Source organism: Streptomyces sp. NPDC048516 (genome assembly GCF_043199875.1).
GTDB lineage: Bacteria > Actinomycetota > Actinomycetes > Streptomycetales > Streptomycetaceae > Streptomyces.
The window spans coordinates 1-16,479 of sequence record NZ_JBICWS010000031.1 but is presented as its reverse complement, the minus strand read 5'-3'; the positions used below and the strand labels follow the sequence as shown (position 1 = coordinate 16,479).

At 69.4% G+C, this 16,479-nt stretch carries 12 protein-coding genes; 9 read left to right on the top strand and 3 right to left on the bottom strand.

Going from position 1 to position 16,479, the window contains the following annotated elements:
* Positions 1-37 precede the first annotated feature (37 nt).
* The 8 genes from ACGFR7_RS34925 (at position 38) to ACGFR7_RS34890 (ending at position 11,282) form a co-directional block, all read left to right on the top strand.
* Positions 38-961, top strand: a complete 924-nt coding sequence (locus ACGFR7_RS34925; RefSeq protein WP_393327343.1) for a carbohydrate ABC transporter permease — start codon at positions 38-40, stop codon at positions 959-961.
* Positions 961-1,926: a carbohydrate ABC transporter permease gene (locus tag ACGFR7_RS34920; RefSeq protein ID WP_393327340.1), complete on the top strand. Its 966-nt coding sequence runs from the start codon at positions 961-963 to the stop codon at positions 1,924-1,926. The genes ACGFR7_RS34925 and ACGFR7_RS34920 overlap by 1 nt, the downstream gene beginning before the upstream one ends.
* Positions 1,927-2,330: 404 nt before the next feature.
* Complete coding sequence (locus tag ACGFR7_RS34915; RefSeq protein WP_393327338.1) at positions 2,331-3,530, top strand: ROK family protein; 1,200 nt, start codon at positions 2,331-2,333, stop codon at positions 3,528-3,530.
* A 140-nt stretch (positions 3,531-3,670) separates the two neighbouring features.
* Positions 3,671-4,765, top strand: a complete 1,095-nt coding sequence (locus ACGFR7_RS34910; RefSeq protein WP_393327335.1) for a sugar ABC transporter substrate-binding protein — start codon at positions 3,671-3,673, stop codon at positions 4,763-4,765.
* 427 nt (positions 4,766-5,192) lie between these two features.
* The gene (locus ACGFR7_RS34905) at positions 5,193-5,993 is read left to right on the top strand and encodes an ATP-binding cassette domain-containing protein (RefSeq protein WP_393327332.1); all 801 of its coding nucleotides are present in this window, start codon (positions 5,193-5,195) and stop codon (positions 5,991-5,993) included.
* Positions 5,990-7,315, top strand: coding sequence for a sugar ABC transporter permease (locus ACGFR7_RS34900; protein WP_393327329.1), 1,326 nt, complete (start codon positions 5,990-5,992; stop codon positions 7,313-7,315). The genes ACGFR7_RS34905 and ACGFR7_RS34900 overlap by 4 nt, the downstream gene beginning before the upstream one ends.
* Positions 7,316-7,541: 226 nt before the next feature.
* Positions 7,542-9,557 carry a 1-deoxy-D-xylulose-5-phosphate synthase gene (gene dxs / locus ACGFR7_RS34895; protein WP_393327327.1) on the top strand — a complete coding sequence of 672 codons (2,016 nt, stop codon included), beginning with the start codon at positions 7,542-7,544 and terminating at the stop codon, positions 9,555-9,557.
* 246 nt (positions 9,558-9,803) lie between these two features.
* Positions 9,804-11,282: an amino acid permease gene (locus ACGFR7_RS34890; RefSeq protein ID WP_393327324.1), complete on the top strand. Its 1,479-nt coding sequence runs from the start codon at positions 9,804-9,806 to the stop codon at positions 11,280-11,282.
* 205 nt (positions 11,283-11,487) lie between these two features.
* Here ACGFR7_RS34890 and ACGFR7_RS34885 read toward each other — a convergent pair whose 3' ends face one another.
* The 3 genes from ACGFR7_RS34885 to ACGFR7_RS34875 form a co-directional block, all read right to left on the bottom strand.
* Entirely contained in the window at positions 11,488-11,880 is a 393-nt protein-coding gene (locus ACGFR7_RS34885) for an NTP pyrophosphohydrolase (RefSeq protein ID WP_393327321.1), read from the bottom strand.
* Between the two features lie 168 nt (positions 11,881-12,048).
* Positions 12,049-14,184 carry a 3-hydroxyacyl-CoA dehydrogenase NAD-binding domain-containing protein gene (locus tag ACGFR7_RS34880; protein WP_393327318.1) on the bottom strand — a complete coding sequence of 712 codons (2,136 nt, stop codon included), beginning with the start codon at positions 14,182-14,184 and terminating at the stop codon, positions 12,049-12,051.
* Positions 14,181-15,407 carry a thiolase family protein gene (locus ACGFR7_RS34875; RefSeq protein ID WP_393327315.1) on the bottom strand — a complete coding sequence of 409 codons (1,227 nt, stop codon included), beginning with the start codon at positions 15,405-15,407 and terminating at the stop codon, positions 14,181-14,183. Before ACGFR7_RS34875 ends, ACGFR7_RS34880 begins: the two co-directional genes overlap by 4 nt.
* 247 nt (positions 15,408-15,654) lie before the next feature.
* Here ACGFR7_RS34875 and ACGFR7_RS34870 point away from each other — a divergent pair, with 247 nt between their 5' ends.
* Positions 15,655-16,338, top strand: a complete 684-nt coding sequence (locus ACGFR7_RS34870) for a PepSY domain-containing protein (protein WP_393327313.1) — start codon at positions 15,655-15,657, stop codon at positions 16,336-16,338.
* Positions 16,339-16,479: the final 141 nt, after the last annotated feature.

Genomic DNA, 16,479 nt, shown 5'->3' with positions numbered 1-16,479 from the left:
GTGGGCACCCGCAGGGAGAGAACGGGATTCGGTAGTCATGAAACACGGTAAGTACCGTTTCATCGCGGGGTTCTTGGTCCTCCCGCTGGCGATTTACGCGATTTTCGTGATCTCGCCGTTCGTGCAGGCCATTTACTACTCCTTCACGGACTGGACCGGACTGAGTCCGGACATGAAGATGGTCGGCTTCGCCAACTATGCGCGCCTGATCAAGGACGATGTCTTCTGGTCCGCCGTGGGCAACAGCGTGACGTTGTTGCTGCTCCTGCCGGTGGTGACGCTCTCACTCGGGCTCTTCTTCGCCTTTATGCTCAACGTCGGTGGCCGCCGCCGGAAGAAGGCGGTCATCGGCGGGGTGCGTGGCTCGGGTACCTACAAAATCCTCTACTTCTTCCCGCAGGTGCTGTCGGTCCCGATCGTCGCGCTGCTGTTCCAGTTCGCCTACAACCCGGAGAGCGGTGCGCTCAACGCCTTCTTCAAGGCGATCGGGCTCGACAATGTGCAGCCGGACTGGCTGGGCGATCCGCAGATCGCGCTGTGGTGCGTCATGGCCGCGATGGTGTGGGCCAATGTCGGCTTCTACGTCGTGCTCTTCTCCGCGGGAATGAGCTCCATTCCCAAGGACTTCTACGAAGCCGCGCTGCTGGACGGCGCGAACCGCCTCAACACGTTCTTCCGGATCACCCTGCCGCTCTTGTGGGACACCGTCCAGACCGGCTGGATCTATATGGGCATCCTCGCCCTGGACGTGTCGGCCTTCGCGTTCGTGCAGATCATGAGTGTCGGCCCGGGCGGTCCCGACTATTCGACCGAGGTCCTTCCGCTGTACGTGTACCAGAAGACCTTCCGCGACGGTCAGGCCGGATACGCGACGGCCATCGGCGTTTCCCTGCTGATCGTGACCCTCATCTTCTCGGCCATCGTGATGCGGCTGGGACGACGCGAGCGACTGGAGTTCTGATGAGTGCGCAGACGGATCCCGCGGACCTCCCGGGTGTGACGAAGGAGCAGGCGCCCGCCGCGGCGGCCTCGGGAGTGCCCGGACCGCGCCGCGGACAGAGCCGCAAGGGCGGTGCCCGCGCCGACGGCAAAAGCAGCGAGGGCAAGGTCCTCAACGTCTTCTCGCACGGAGTCCTGGTGATCTGGGGCCTCTTGGTCACCATGCCGCTGCTGTGGGCGGTGGTGAGCTCCTTCAAGGACGACTCCGAGATCTTCGGCTCGCCCTGGGGGCTGCCCTCGGTCCTGCACTTCGACAACTGGTCACGCGCCTGGGACAAGGCGAACATGGGCCAGTACTTCCTCAACTCGCTGATCGTCGTGGGCGGTTCACTGATCGGCACGATGCTGCTGGGCGCGATGGCGGCGTATGTGCTGGCCCGCTTCGACTTCCCGGGCAACCGCTTCCTGTACTTCCTGTTCGTGGGCGGGATGGGCTTCCCGGTCATCCTGGCGCTGGTCCCGTTGTTCTTCGTCATGAAGAACATGGCGCTGCTGGACACCTACCACGGCCTGATCCTGGTCTATATCGCCTACTCGCTGCCGTTCACGGTCTTCTTCCTCAGCGGGTTCTTCAAAACCCTGCCCACCTCGGTGGCCGAGGCGGCGCTCATCGACGGCGCCTCGCACACCCGCACCTTCTTCCAGGTGATGCTGCCGATGGCCAAGCCCGGCCTGATCAGCGTCGGGATCTTCAACTTCCTCGGGCAGTGGAACCAGTACCTGCTGCCGACGGTGCTCAACGTCGGGGACCCGGACAAGAAGATGCTGACCCAGGGGCTGGTGGCGCTGGCGGTGAGCCAGGGCTACAAGGGGGACTGGTCCGGGCTGTTCGCGGGGCTGACGATCGCGATGCTGCCGGTGCTCGCCGCGTACATCATCTTCCAGCGGCAGGTGGTGGCCGGTCTGACCGCCGGCGCCCTCAAATAGGGGAGCGGGACGGGGCGCCGTACCGGCGCCGTACCGGGGAGTGGACCGGGACGCCGTAGGGGGGCAGGCCCGGGGCGCCGTACAGAGGAGCGGGCCCGGGGTGTCGTATACCGGCCGTCGGCGGGCGATGTGTTTGCGCCGACTCCGGGTGGCGCCCGGTGCGTGCCAGGGGGCGGCTCCGCTGCGGCGGGGCCGCCCCCGCGGGCGTCCCTGCGGACCCTCTCCTGATCATGTGTGGGCTCAACGCCTTGACGAGACTTCCCGGCTGGAGTTCTGCTTAGAGTTCACATGTTGAATCGAGGGCCGTCCTACAAGGGTGTGGGTGCGGCCGGCGGGCGGTCGTTGTACCTCCCCCAGTCACCACTGGGAGGTACCCCCGGCCCCAGACGGGAGTGGATGAGTCGATGGAGACTCCGGGGTCGCAGTCCTCGCTGCACCGGGCCAATCTGGAGCGGGTCGTACGTGCGGTGCGTATGGCGGGCTCCCTCACGCAGGCGGAGATCGCCCGGAGCACGGGGCTGTCCGCGGCCACCGTTTCCAACATCGTTCGTGAGTTGAAGGACGGCGGGACCGTCGAGGTGACCCCGACCTCGGCGGGCGGGCGGCGGGCGCGCAGCGTCTCCCTCTCCGGCGACGCGGGCATCGTCGTCGGGGTCGATTTCGGGCATTCCCATCTGCGGGTGGCGGTCGGCAACCTCGCCCACCAGGTGCTCGCCGAGGAGTCCGAGCCGATCGATGTGGACGCCTCCGCCGCAGAGGGCTTCGACCGGGCGGAAGAGCTGGTCAACCGGCTGATCTCGGCCACCGGACTCGACGCGGGCAAGGTCATCGGCGTCGGTCTGGGCGTACCGGGGCCGATCGATGTGGAGTCCGGGACACTGGGCTCGACGGCGATCCTGCCGGGCTGGTCGGGGACGAACCCCAGCCAGGAGCTGTCCGGGCGCCTCGGGGTGCCGGTCTACGTCGACAACGACGCCAACCTCGGCGCGCTGGGTGAGCTGGTGTGGGGCGGGGGCCGCGGGGCCGCCGATCTCGCGTACATCAAGGTCGCCAGCGGTGTCGGCGCGGGCCTGGTGATCAGCGGGCAGATCTACCGGGGGCCGGGCGGCACGGCGGGCGAGATCGGGCACATCACGCTGGACGAGTCCGGCCCGGTGTGCCGCTGCGGCAACCGGGGCTGTCTGGAGACCTTCACCGCGGCCCGCTACGTGCTCCCGCTGCTGCAGCCGAGCCACGGGCCCGATCTGACCATGGCGCGGGTGGTGCAGCTGGCCCGCGAGGGCGACCCGGGCTGCCGGCGGGTGATCGCGGACGTAGGCCGTCATGTCGGTAGTGGTGTGGCGAACCTGTGCAATCTGCTCAATCCCAGCAGGGTGGTGCTCGGAGGTGATCTTGCCGAGGCCGGTGAGCTGGTCCTGGCGCCGATCCGTGAATCGGTGTCGCGGTACGCGATCCCCAGTGCGGCACGGCAGTTGGGCGTCGTCCCGGGCACGCTCGGGGGCCGTGCGGAAGTGCTGGGCGCGCTGGCGCTGGTGCTGAGCGAGATGGGCGATTCGACCCTGCTCGACGGGGCGCAGTCCGTGGACGCTCCGGCGCCGGCATGAAAGCGCTGAGTTCATGCAGCTAACGCATGGCACCGTTGTCATCTCGTTAAGGATTTACTCCTTGACGGTCGGCTGGCGGCCGAGTTGACTTCCAGCCACCTCGGCCGCAACGACGCGGCCTCGTCAGGGAGGCAACCCCAATGAACGTTTGGACGCGTCGCGTCGTCATAGGCACCGCCGCCGTCTCGATGGCGCTCTCCGTGGCCGCGTGTGGTAAGGCCGGTGACAACGCCAAGGGCGGCGGTGGCGACAACAAGACCATCGGTCTGCTCCTGCCGGAGAACAAGACCACGCGTTACGAGACCTTCGACCGTCCGCTGATGGAGGCGAAGATCAAGGAACTGTGCAGCGACTGCACGGTCAAGTACAACAACGCGGCGCAGGAGACCGAGACCCAGAAGAAGCAGTTCGACGCGCTGATCACCCAGGGCGTGAAGGTGATCATTCTGGACTCCGTCGACTACAAGGCGACCAAGTCCTGGGTGAACCAGGCCGCCAAGAAGGGCGTCAAGGTCGTCGCCTACGACCGGCTGGCCGAGGGCAAGCTCTCCGCCTACGTGTCCTACGACAACGAGAAGATCGGCCGCCTGCAGGGCCAGGCCCTGGTCAAGGCGCTCGGCGACAAGGCCAAGGACAGCAATGTCGTCATGATCAACGGTTCGCCGACCGACCCGAACATGCCGTTCTTCAAGAAGGGCGCCCACAGCGTCCTCGACAAGCAGGTCAAGAAGGTCGCCTACGAGCAGGACATCCCGGACTGGTCGACGGACGAGGCCAACAAGAAGATGGGCGCGGCCCTCGACTCCCTCGGCAAGGACGGCATCCAGGGCGTCTACTCCGGCAACGACGGCATGGCCGGCGGCATCATCACCGCGCTCAAGCAGAAGGGTGTCAAGGTCCCGGTCGGCGGCCAGGACGCCGAGCTCGCGGGCCTGCAGCGGATCCTCAAGGGCGAGCAGGCCTTCACGATCTACAAGCAGATCAAGCCGCAGGCCGACTCCACGGCCGAGATCGCCGTCAAGCTGCTCAAGGGCGAGAAGATCGACTCCCTGACGGACCGCAAGGTCGACAGCCTCAGCGGAGAGGTCAAGGGCATCCCCGCCAAGCTCTACGACGCGCAGATCGTGACCAAGGACAACATCGCCTCCACGATCATCAAGGACAAGGTCTACAAGGCGAGCCAGATCTGCACCGGCGACGTCAAGAAGGCCTGCGCGGCGGCCGGCATCAAGTAGGACCCCGGCTACCGGCTACCGGCTACCGGCTACCGGCTGCGGGCTACCGGCTGCGGGCTACCGGCTTCCTGCCCCGGGCCGTAGGCCACGCCTCCCGGCCACGGCCCCACGGCCCCCGGCCCACCGGCGCACCTCTCCACCCCGGTCCCCCGCCGGGCGGGGCCGCGCGGCACCGCCCGCAGCCCCTGCCCAGGCCTTACCCAGACCTCCGGCCTCCGGCCTCCGGCCGCACCCCGGCCCGCGGCCCCCGGCCCCACCCCGGGCCCGCGGCCCGGCCGTACTCCGTCCGGCCTCGTCCCGGTCCCCGCCCCGCACTCCTCCCGGCCCCGCTCCATACCCCACCCCTCCCTCCCGGTGCCGGACCGTTCCTCGCAAGCCCCCCGCTCCACGCACCACCATCCCCGCCGTAGTGACGGCGGCGAAGGAGATGATTCACGTGTCCGCTACGCCTGTGCTGGCGTTGCGCGGAGTCTCCAAGCGGTTCGGCGCCGTCCAAGCACTCACGGACGTCACCCTGGAGATCCACCCCGGTGAGGTGGTCGCCCTCGTCGGCGACAACGGCGCCGGCAAGTCCACCCTCGTCAAGACCATCTCGGGCGTCCACCCGGTCGACGACGGCGCCATCGAATGGGAGGGCGAGGCGGTGCGCATCACCAAGCCGCACGACGCCCAGGAACTCGGCGTCGCCACCGTCTACCAGGACCTCGCGCTCTGCGACAACCTCGATGTCGTCGCCAACCTCTACCTCGGCAACGAGATCCGCACCGCGGGCATCCTCGACGAGATCGCGATGGAGAAGCGCGCCAAGGAGCTGCTGGACACCCTGTCCATCCGCATCCCGAGCGTCCGTATCCCCGTCGCCGCGCTCTCCGGCGGTCAGCGGCAGGTCGTCGCCATCGCCCGCGCACTGATCGGCGACCCCAAGGTCGTCATCCTCGACGAGCCCACCGCCGCCCTCGGGGTCGAGCAGACCGCCCAGGTCCTCGACCTCGTCGAGCGGCTGCGCGAGCGCGAGCTCGGCGTCATCCTCATCAGCCACAACATGGCCGATGTACAGGCCGTCGCGGACCGGGTCGCGGTGCTGCGGCTGGGCCGCAACAACGGTGTCTTCGATGTCGAGGGCACCTCCCACGAAGAGATCATCGCCGCCATCACCGGCGCCTCGGACAACGCCGTGACCCGCCGCAAGGCGCGTACGGACCAGGTGAAGAAGGAGGCCGGCGCATGAGTGATCTCACCAAGCAGCCCGCCGCGGGCGAGGACGAGGCGGCCGCGACGCCGGGCCAGGAGACCCCCGCCCCGGCCGCCGACACCCCCCAGCCGGCCGCCGTCGACCCCCGCCTGCTCGTCCGCGAACAGGGCTTCGCCGGCTACCTCAACGACTTCAAGCGCCGGGTGCGCGGCGGTGAGCTGGGCTCGCTGCCGGTCGTCATCGGCCTGATCGTCATCGCGGTCGTCTTCCAGCTCAAGAACAGCAGTTTCCTGTCCGCCGACAGCCTCGCGAACATCGGTGTCTACACCTCCGGACTCGGCATCATGGCCGTCGGCATCGTCTTCGTGCTGCTGCTCGGCGAGATCGATCTGTCCGTCGGCTCGGTGGCGGGCGTCGGCGCGGCCGTGTGGGCCGTGCTCAGCGTCACCCATGGGGTCAACGACTGGCTCGCCGTCCTGATCGCCCTCGTGGCCGGCGTGGTCATCGGCGCTCTGCACGGCTTCTTTTTCGCCAAGATCGGTGTGCCGGCCTTCGTCGTCACCCTGGCCGGTTTCCTCGGCTGGAGCGGTCTGCAGATCTGGATGATGGGCAACGAAGGCTCCATCAACACGCCGAGCGGCAGCGTGGTGGAGAACCTCACCGGTTACTACTTCGAGGACAAGGCCGCGGCCTACGGTCTCGCGCTGATCGCGGTCCTCGCCTACGCCGGATCGCTGCTGCTGGACAGCAAGCGCCGCAAGGCCGCCGCGCTGCCCTCCCGGCCGCTCAGCGAGATCCTGCTGCGCACCGGCGTGGTCGCCGTGATCGCCTTCGTCGTCGCCTACGTCCTGAACGAGCCGGCCGGCGCCCGTGGTCTGCCGCTGGCCCTGGTGCTGTTCCTCGCGGTCCTGGTCCTCGCCGACTTCGTGGTGCGCCGCACCCCCTACGGACGGCAGATCTTCGCGGTCGGCGGCAACGCCGAGGCGGCGCGCCGGGCCGGCATCAATGTGAACAAGATCCGGATCAGCGTGTTCGCCATCTCCGGCATGCTCGCGGCGTTCGGCGGCCTGTTCATCGCCAGCCTCTCCGGCGGCGCCACCAAGAACCTGGGCTCCGGCAACACCCTGATGAATGTGATCGCGGCGGCCGTCATCGGCGGTACCAGCCTCTTCGGCGGCCGGGGCAAGATCTGGTCCGCCCTGCTGGGCATGCTGGTCATCCAGTCGATCCAGCAGGGCCTGAACCTGCTCGGCATGGCGAGCGAGATCCAGTACATGATCACCGGTGCGGTGCTGCTCGCCGCCGTGGTGATCGACTCGGTCTCCCGCCGGACGCAGAAGACGGCCGGACGCACCTGACCGCGCCTGTCGCCCGACGGCGCCGGCCCCCACCGGGCATGATCCGGTGGGGGCCGGCGTATGTGCGGCGGGCCCCGCGGGCGGCGCGCCGGAGCCCGTTTCACCCGAGTGACATACATCGCAAGGCCCGGGCGTCGGCGCGGCGGGCGCGACATTAGACTCATCTGATCGGCAAGCTCGATCCACGGCAGCAAGCAGCAGGCAGCAACGCAGCAAGGAGGCAGGGGTGCAGGAGGTGCCGCGTAACGCGCGTCCGGCCGGGGTGGTGGCGGGCGACGGGAGGGCGCTGCTTTCCCGTATCAGGGGACCGCGCGATCTGGACCGACTGGACCCGGAGCAGCTCGAGCGGCTGGCGGGGGAGATCCGTACCTTCCTTGTCGACGAGGTGTCCAAGACCGGCGGACACCTCGGGCCGAACCTCGGCGTGGTCGAACTGACCATCGCCCTGCACCGTGTCTTCGACTCCCCGAAGGACAAGGTGCTCTTCGACACCGGGCACCAGTCCTACGTCCACAAGCTGCTCACCGGCCGTCAGGACTTCTCCAGGCTCAAGGCGAAGGGCGGCCTGTCCGGCTACCCCTCCCGCGCCGAGTCCGAGCACGACGTCATCGAGAACAGCCACGCCTCCACGGTCCTGGGCTGGGCCGAGGGCATCGCCAAGGCCAACGAGGTGCTGGGGTCGGACGACCGGGTCGCCGCGGTCATCGGTGACGGCGCGCTGACCGGCGGCATGGCCTGGGAGGCGCTCAACAACATCGCCGCCGCCAAGGACCGCCCGCTCGTCATCGTCGTCAACGACAACGAGCGTTCCTACGCCCCGACCATCGGCGGCCTCGCCAACCACCTGGCGACGCTGCGCACCACGGACGGCTACGAGCGCTTCCTGGCCCGCGGCAAGGACCTGCTGGAGCGCACGCCCGTCGTCGGCAAGCCGCTCTACGAGACCCTGCACGGCGCCAAGAAGGGCCTGAAGGACTTCATCGCCCCGCAGGGCATGTTCGAGGACCTGGGCCTGAAGTACGTCGGCCCGATCGACGGCCACGACCTCGAGGCGCTGGAATCCGCCCTGACCCGCGCCAAGCGCTTCGGCGGCCCGGTCATCGTGCACTGCCTCACCGAGAAGGGCCGCGGCTACCAGCCCGCCCTCCAGGACGAGGCGGACCGCTTCCACGCCGTCGGCAAGATCCACCCCGACACCGGCCTGCCCATCTCCTCGGGCGGCAAGGACTGGACGTCCGTCTTCGGCGACGAGATGGTCGAGCTCGGCAAGGAGCGCAAGGACATCGTCGCCATCACGGCGGCCATGCTCCAGCCCGTCGGACTGGACAAGTTCGCCAAGGCCTTCCCCGACCGCGTCTACGACGTCGGCATCGCCGAGCAGCACGGTGCGGTCTCCGCGGCGGGCATGGCCACCGGCGGCCTGCACCCGGTCTTCGCCGTCTACGCCACCTTCCTCAACCGCGCCTTCGACCAGGTGCTGATGGACGTGGCGCTGCACAAGTGCGGGGTCACCTTCGTACTGGACCGGGCCGGTGTCACCGGCACCGACGGCGCCTCGCACAACGGCATGTGGGACATGTCGATCCTGCAGGTCGTCCCCGGTCTGCGGATTGCCGCGCCGCGCGACGCCGACCAGGTCCGCGCCCAGCTGCGCGAGGCCGTCGAGGTCGATGACGCACCCACCGTGGTGCGGTACTCCAAGGGCGCGGTCGGCCCGGCCGTCGAGGCGATCGGCCGGGTGGGCGGCATGGACGTGCTGCGCGAGCCCGCCGAGGCCGTCAAGCGCCCGGACGTCCTGCTGGTCTCCGTGGGCGCGCTCGCCCCGATGTGCCTGGAGATCGCTGACCTGCTCGACAAGCAGGGCATCTCCACCACGGTCGTCGACCCGCGCTGGGTCAAGCCGGTCGACGAGGCGCTGCCGGGCCTCGCCGCCAAGCACCGGGTCGTGGTCACCGTCGAGGACAACGTCCGTTCCGGCGGCGTCGGTTCGGCTGTCGCGCAGGCCCTGCGGGACGCCGGGGTGGACCTGCCGCTGCGCGACTTCGGCATCCCCGAGCGGTTCCTCGACCACGCCTCCCGCAAGGAGGTCATGGCGGAGATCGGGCTCACCGCACCGGACATCGCCCGCCAGGTGACCGGTCTGGTCTCGAAGATCGACGGTCGCTACGACACCGAGTCCGCCGGCACCGGGTCCGCCGGCGCCAAGGGTGCGGCCGAGCCGGCCGAGGTCGCCAGCGACTGATTGCTCAGACGGCACCCGATGGGCCGGGCCGGTCATCCGTACGGATGTTCCGCCCGGCCCATCGGCATGGACGCGGCCACACCCCATCGAGTGAATCCCTGCCGTCCGGAGGCCCGCCGAAGCTGACAGTTTCCGGTCATTGCGGAGACTCGGTCAGTTCAGGAGAGTCGCGAGGGTCGTCCAGGCGGAGGTTCGCCCATGAGCACACAGCACGACACACCACATGATTCACGCCGCAGTCGCGGCATGTTCCGGACGAAGACTGTGGAGCAGTCGATCCTGGACACCGAGGAGCCGGAGCACACGCTCAAGAAGTCCCTGTCGGCGCTCGACCTGACCGTCTTCGGCGTCGGTGTCGTCATCGGCACCGGCATCTTCGTCCTCACCGGCAAGATCGCCAAGGAGCAGGCCGGGCCTGCCGTGGCCGTGTCCTTCGTCGTCGCGGGCGTGGTCTGTGCGCTGGCGGCGCTGTGTTACGCGGAGTTCGCCTCCACCGTGCCGGTCGCCGGTTCGGCCTACACCTTCTCGTACGCCTCGCTCGGCGAGCTGCCGGCCTGGATCATCGGCTGGGACCTGATCCTGGAACTCGCCCTGGGTTGTGCGGTGGTCGCCGTCGGCTGGTCCGGCTATGTGCGCTCACTGCTGGATTCCGCCGGGCTGCACCTGCCCGCTGGGCTCTCCGGCACCCATGAGGGGCGCTTCGGCTTCGACCTGCTCGCCACCATCCTCGTGCTGGTGCTGACCGGCATCCTGGTGCTGGGGATGAAGCTGTCCTCACGGGTGACGGCAGTGGTCGTCGGCATCAAGGTCACCGTCGTCCTGCTGGTCATCATCGCCGGATCCTTCCTCATCAACGGTGACCACTACGAGCCGTTCATCCCGCCCAGCAAGCCCAGCGAGGCCGGCGGCGGACTGGCCGCGCCGCTGGCAGAGCTGATCTTCGGCTTCACCCCGTCCAACTTCGGGGTCATGGGCATCTTCGCCGCGGCGGCCGTGGTCTTCTTCGCCTTCATCGGCTTCGACATCGTGGCCACCGCCGCCGAGGAGACCCGCAACCCGCAGCGTGACGTACCACGCGGCATCCTCGGCTCACTGGCCATCTGCACGGTCCTCTACGTGGCCGTGTCGGTCGTCGTCACCGGTATGGAGAAGTACAGCAGGCTCTCCACCGACGCCCCGCTCGCCGACGCCTTCAAGGACCTCGGGCACCCCTTCTTCGCCGACCTGATCAGTTTCGGCGCCGCCGTCGGCCTGACATCGGTCTGCATGATCCTGCTCCTCGGCCAGAGCCGGGTGTTCTTCGCGATGAGCCGGGACGGGCTGCTGCCACGGGTCTTCTCCCGGTCCCACCCCCGCTACGGGACGCCCTACCGGTCCACCGTCGTGCTGGGCGCCATCGTCGCCCTCGTCTCCGGCTTCACCTCGATCGACGAACTCGCCGAACTGGTCAACATCGGCACCCTCTTCGCCTTCGTGGTGGTCGCCATCGGTGTCGTCCTGCTCCGCCGTTCCCGGCCCGACCTGCCCCGCTCCTTCCGTACCCCGTGGGTGCCGGTGGTGCCGGTGCTGTCGGTGCTCGCCTCGCTGTGGCTGATGCTCAATCTGCCCGCGGAGACCTGGGTCCGGTTCGCGCTCTGGATGGTCGTCGGCTTCGGCGTCTACTTCCTGTACGGGCGCTCGCACAGCCGCCTCGGGATCCGCAGCCGGCAGACCGGCAAGGGCTGACACCCGGCCATGGACCAAGGGCCGGCACCTGGCCCGCATCAAGGGCCAAGACCCGGCCCAGACGACGGGCTGAGACCCGGCCGCACACCGAGGACTGACACCCCCGGCCGCGGATCCGGCCCCGGCAGCCCCGTATGCCGCTCGTCGTGGTGTACGGGGCGGCCGCTCCTCGTCCACGCGGCAGACAGGACGTTGAGGACAGGCCCTACGCCTCGCCGCGCCCCCGACCCCACACCGCCCGCGGGCCCGTCACCCGGGCCCCCAGTGCCTGGACGCGTGCGCGCAGCTCGCGGTCCGCGGTGACCACCAGGCAGTCCCGGTCGCCGCACGCCTCCGCCACCAGTCGCACGATCCGGTCGTCACCGCTGCCGCTCGCCGCCACCACCCGTACGTCCTCGGCGGACTCGACGCCGCGCGCCGCGCCCTCCACCACCAGGACCAGCTCCACGGGGGGCGCGACCAGCCCCGGCAGCCCCGTGCCGGCGTACGCGGACAGCGCGTCGCGCAGCCGCTCCGCCGCGCCGTGCCGGTCCCGCCACCAGCCGTCCGGCACCGAGCCCACGACATTTGCGGCATCGACGATGAGCATGGAATCCATGCCGCCACCCTCCCATGCCACGGTGGCGCCGTCCGGACGGTCCGGACCGTCAGCCTCCGGATCGTCCGGATCGTCCGGACCGGCCTGCGGACAGCGCCGGACGCTCCCGCACACGAAAGCGCGGGCCGGCTCCGCCGAGCCGGCCCGCGCCTTGGTGATCGTGCGTCCTTACGCGGGAACGCTCGCGATGCCGGGGGCCAGGAACTTCTTGCCCCGCACCCGCTCGGAGACGCCCGCGCGGTCCAGGTACGGCGTGATGCCGCCCAGGTGGAAGGGCCAGCCGGCGCCGGTGATCAGGCACAGGTCGATGTCCTGCGCCTCGGCGACCACGCCCTCGTCCAGCATCAGGCCGATCTCCTGTGCCACCGCGTCCAGGACGCGGTCGCGGACCTGCTCCTCCGTCAGCACCGAGTCGCCCTGCTTGAGGAGGGCTGCGACCTCGGGGTCCAGCTCCGGCTTGCCGGAGTCGTAGACGTAGAAGCCGCGCTTGCCGGCCTCGACGACGGCCTTGAGGTTCGGGGAGACCTTGAAGCGGTCCGGGAAGGCACGGTTGAGCGTTTCGGAGACATGCAGACCGATCGCCGGGCCGACCAGCTCCAGCAGCACCAGCGGCGACATCGGCAGACCGAGCGGCTCGATGGCCTTCTCCGCGGTCTCGACCGGGGTGCCCTCGTCGATGACGTTCTGGATCTCGCCCATGAAGCGGGTCAGGATGCGGTTGACGACGAACGCCGGGGCGTCCTTGGTGAGCACCGCGGTCTTCTTCAGCTTCTTGGCGACACCGAACGCGGTGGCCAGCGAGGCGTCATCGGTCTTCTCGCCGCGGACGATCTCCAGCAGCGGCAGGATCGCGACCGGGTTGAAGAAGTGGAAGCCGACGACCCGTTCGGGGTGCTTCAGCTTCGAGGCCATCTCGGAGACGGACAGCGAGGAGGTGTTGGTGGCGAGGATGGCGTGCGCCGGGGCGACGGCCTCCACCTCCGCGAACACCTGCTGCTTGACGCCGATCTCCTCGAAGACGGCCTCGATGATGAAGTCGGCGTCCGAGAAGCCCTCGGCCTTGTCGAGGACACCGGAGACCAGGGCCTTGAGGCGGTTGGCCTTGTCCTGGTTGATCCGGCCCTTGCCGAGCAGCTTGTCGATCTCGGCGTGGACGTAGCCCACACCCTTGTCGACGCGCTCCTGGTCGATGTCGGTCAGCACGACCGGCACCTCCAGGCGGCGCAGGAACAGCAGGGCCAGCTGCGAAGCCATCAGACCGGCGCCGACGACACCGACCTTGCTGACCGGACGGGCCAGGTTCTTGTCCGGCGCACCGGCGGGCCGCTTGGCACGCTTCTGCACCAGGTTGAACGAGTAGATGCCGGCGCGGAGTTCGCCACCCATGATCAGGTCCGCCAGGGCCTGGTCCTCGGCGTCGAAACCGGCCTGCAGGTCGCCGTTCTTGGCGGCGGCGATGATGTCCAGCGCGCGGTAGGCGGCCGGGGCGGCGCCGTGCACCTTGCCGTCGGCGATGAACTTGCCCTTGGCGACGGCCTGGTCCCAGGCCTCACCGCGGTCGATCTCGGGACGCTCGACGGTCACGTCGCCCTTGAGGACGTTCGCGGTCCAGATCAGCGACTGCTCCAGGAAGTCCGCGCCCTCGAAGATCGCGTCCGCGATGCCGAGGTCGAAGACCTGCTTGCCCTTGAGCTGCTTGTTCTGGTTGAGCGAGTTCTCGATGATGACCGAGACGGCCTTCTCCGCGCCGATGAGGTTCGGCAGCAGGGCACAGCCGCCCCAGCCCGGGACGAGACCGAGGAAGACCTCGGGCAGCGAGAAGGCCGGGAGGGCCTTGGAGACGGTGCGGTAGGAGCAGTGCAGACCGACCTCGACGCCACCGCCCATCGCGGCACCGTTGTAGTACGCGAAGGTCGGTACCGCGAGCTGCGCGAGCCGCTTGAAGACCTCGTGGCCGCCCTTTCCGATGGCCAGCGCGTCCTCGTGCCGCCCCAGCAGCTCGACGCCCTTGAGGTCGGCGCCGACGGCGAAGATGAACGGCTTTCCGGTGACGCCGACGCCGACGATGTCGCCGTCCGCGGCCTCCTTCTCGACCTGGTCGATCGCGGCGTTGAGGTTCGCCAGCGAGCCGGGGCCGAAGGTGGTCGGCTTGGTGTGGTCGAAGCCGTTGTCCAGCGTGATCAGCGCGAACTTGCCCGCGCCGTACGGCAGATCGAGGTGGCGGACGTGCGCCGAGGTGACGACCTCGTCCGGGAACAGCTCGGCCGCACCCTTCAGGAGTTCGGCGGTGGTGGTGCTGCTCACTTGTCGCCTCCGGCGTCCTTGTGGTTCGGGTTCTCCCAGATGACCGTCGCGCCCATGCCGAAGCCGACGCACATGGTGGTCAGGCCGTAGCGGACCTCCGGCTGCTCCTCGAACTGCCGGGCCAGCTGGGTCATCAGCCGGACGCCGGAGGAGGCCAGCGGGTGACCGAAGGCGATGGCGCCGCCGTACTGGTTGACGCGCGCGTCGTCGTCGGCGATGCCGTAGTGGTCGAGGAAGGCGAGCACCTGCACGGCGAACGCCTCGTTGACCTCGAACAAGCCGATGTCACCGATGCCCAGGCCCGCCTTGGCGAGCGCCTTCTCGGTGGCCGGGATCGGGCCGTAGCCCATGACCTCGGGCTCGACGCCCGCGAAGGCGTAGGAGACCAGGCGCATCTTGACCGGGAGGTCGTGCTCCTGGGCGAAGTCCTCGGAGGCGAGGATCGAGGCGGTGGCGCCGTCGTTGAGACCCGCGGCGTTACCCGCCGTGACGCGGCCGTGCGTACGGAACGGCGTCTTCAGACCGGCAAGGTTCTCCAGGGTCGTCCCCGGGCGCATCGGCTCGTCGGCGGTCACCAGGCCCCAGCCGGTCTCGCCGACCTCCGCGTTGGTGTTGCGCACCGAAATCGGCACCAGGTCCTGCTGGATCTTGCCGTTCGCGTACGCCTTCGCCGCCTTCTCCTGCGAGCGCACGGCGTACTCGTCGGCGCGCTGCTTGGTGATGTGCGGGTAGCGGTCGTGAAGGTTTTCCGCGGTCATGCCCATGAACAGGGCGGACTGGTCGACGAGCTTTTCGCTCACGAACCGCGGGTTGGGGTCGACGGCCTCGCCCATGGGGTGGCGCCCCATGTGCTCGACACCGCCGGCGATGACGGCGTCGTAGGCACCGAAGGCGATGGAGCCCGCGGTGGCGGTCACGGCGGTCAGCGCACCGGCACACATGCGGTCGATGGAGTAACCGGGCACGGACTGCGGGAGGCCGGCCAGGATGCCGGCGGTCCGTCCGAGGGTCAGACCCTGGTCACCGATCTGGGTGGTGGCGGCGATGGCGACCTCGTCGATCTTCGCGGGGTCCAGGGCCGGGTTGCGGCGCAGCAGCTCCCGGATGGCCTTCACGACGAGATCGTCGGCGCGGGTCTCGTGGTAGATGCCCTTCGGGCCCGCCTTGCCGAACGGGGTGCGGACGCCGTCGACGAAGACGACGTCCCTAGCGGTACGAGGCACGTTGGCTCTCCTCCAGGTGCGGGATGGCACTGCTGCGGGGCGCCCCGGGGGACGCTTCACACCGACATGCTACTTACGGGTAACCAGACTGCACACCCCCACCGCCCGGAGCGGTGAACGTCACACCGGACGGAGGGGGTGTTCGCCGGGCGGCGGCATGGCAAGTGGCGGAACGAGGCGACCGAAAACGGCCGAACGCGGTCGGGTCTTGGCGCAATTCATCCCATCACACACCTAAAGTGCCCATATGGAGACGAATATGAGTGGTGTCGTGACCCGGTGCGGGCGCCCGGCGGGGCCGCGCGCGATCGGTCTGGTCTGCGCCGTCGCCGCCGCGGGCGCGCTGCTGTCGGGCTGCGGCAGCGACAAGGCCCCCCAGAAGGACGCCGGCCCCCCGCGGGCCGTGCCCGCCTCCGCCCCCGCCTCCCCGAGCAGTTCGCTCAACTCGGACCAGGCGCAGCGGAAGGCCCTGATCCCCAAGGCCAAGGTGGGCTACCAGCAGGCCCTGAAGGCGGCCGTGGCGGCCGTCCCTTCCTCGAAGGCGATCGCCGCGGAGCTCAAGGGCTCACCCACCAGCCCCTACTGGAGCACCTCGGTCGCGTCGTCCGACGGGACGGTGCATGACGGCCGCGTCGATGCGATCACCGGAAAGCTGACGCAGTCGCGCACCGAGTCGGACGACTCCGGCGACAAGCAGCATCTCGCCGCCCAGCTGGCCAAGGCCAAGGTCACGGCCCAGGAGGCCGCGGAGACGGCCACCGAGAAGACGAAGGGCACCGTCACCACCATCGAACTCGGCAACGCGGAGAACGGGAGCGACGCGGTGGCCTGGACCGTGGGCGTCGTGACCCCCGCCGACTGGAACCAGACGACCTACGGGATCGACGCGACCAACCGCAAGGTCCTGTGGACGCACCCCAACAACGACTAGCGGGACCTGGAAGTGGGGGGGGGGGCCCCCCCGGGGCCCCCCCCCCCCCGCGCCGCCCCCCCCCCCCCCGGCCCCGGCCCCCCCCCCCCCCCCCCCGCGGGGGGGGGGGGGGGCCAGGGCGCTCAGCCCCCGGGCGGCGGC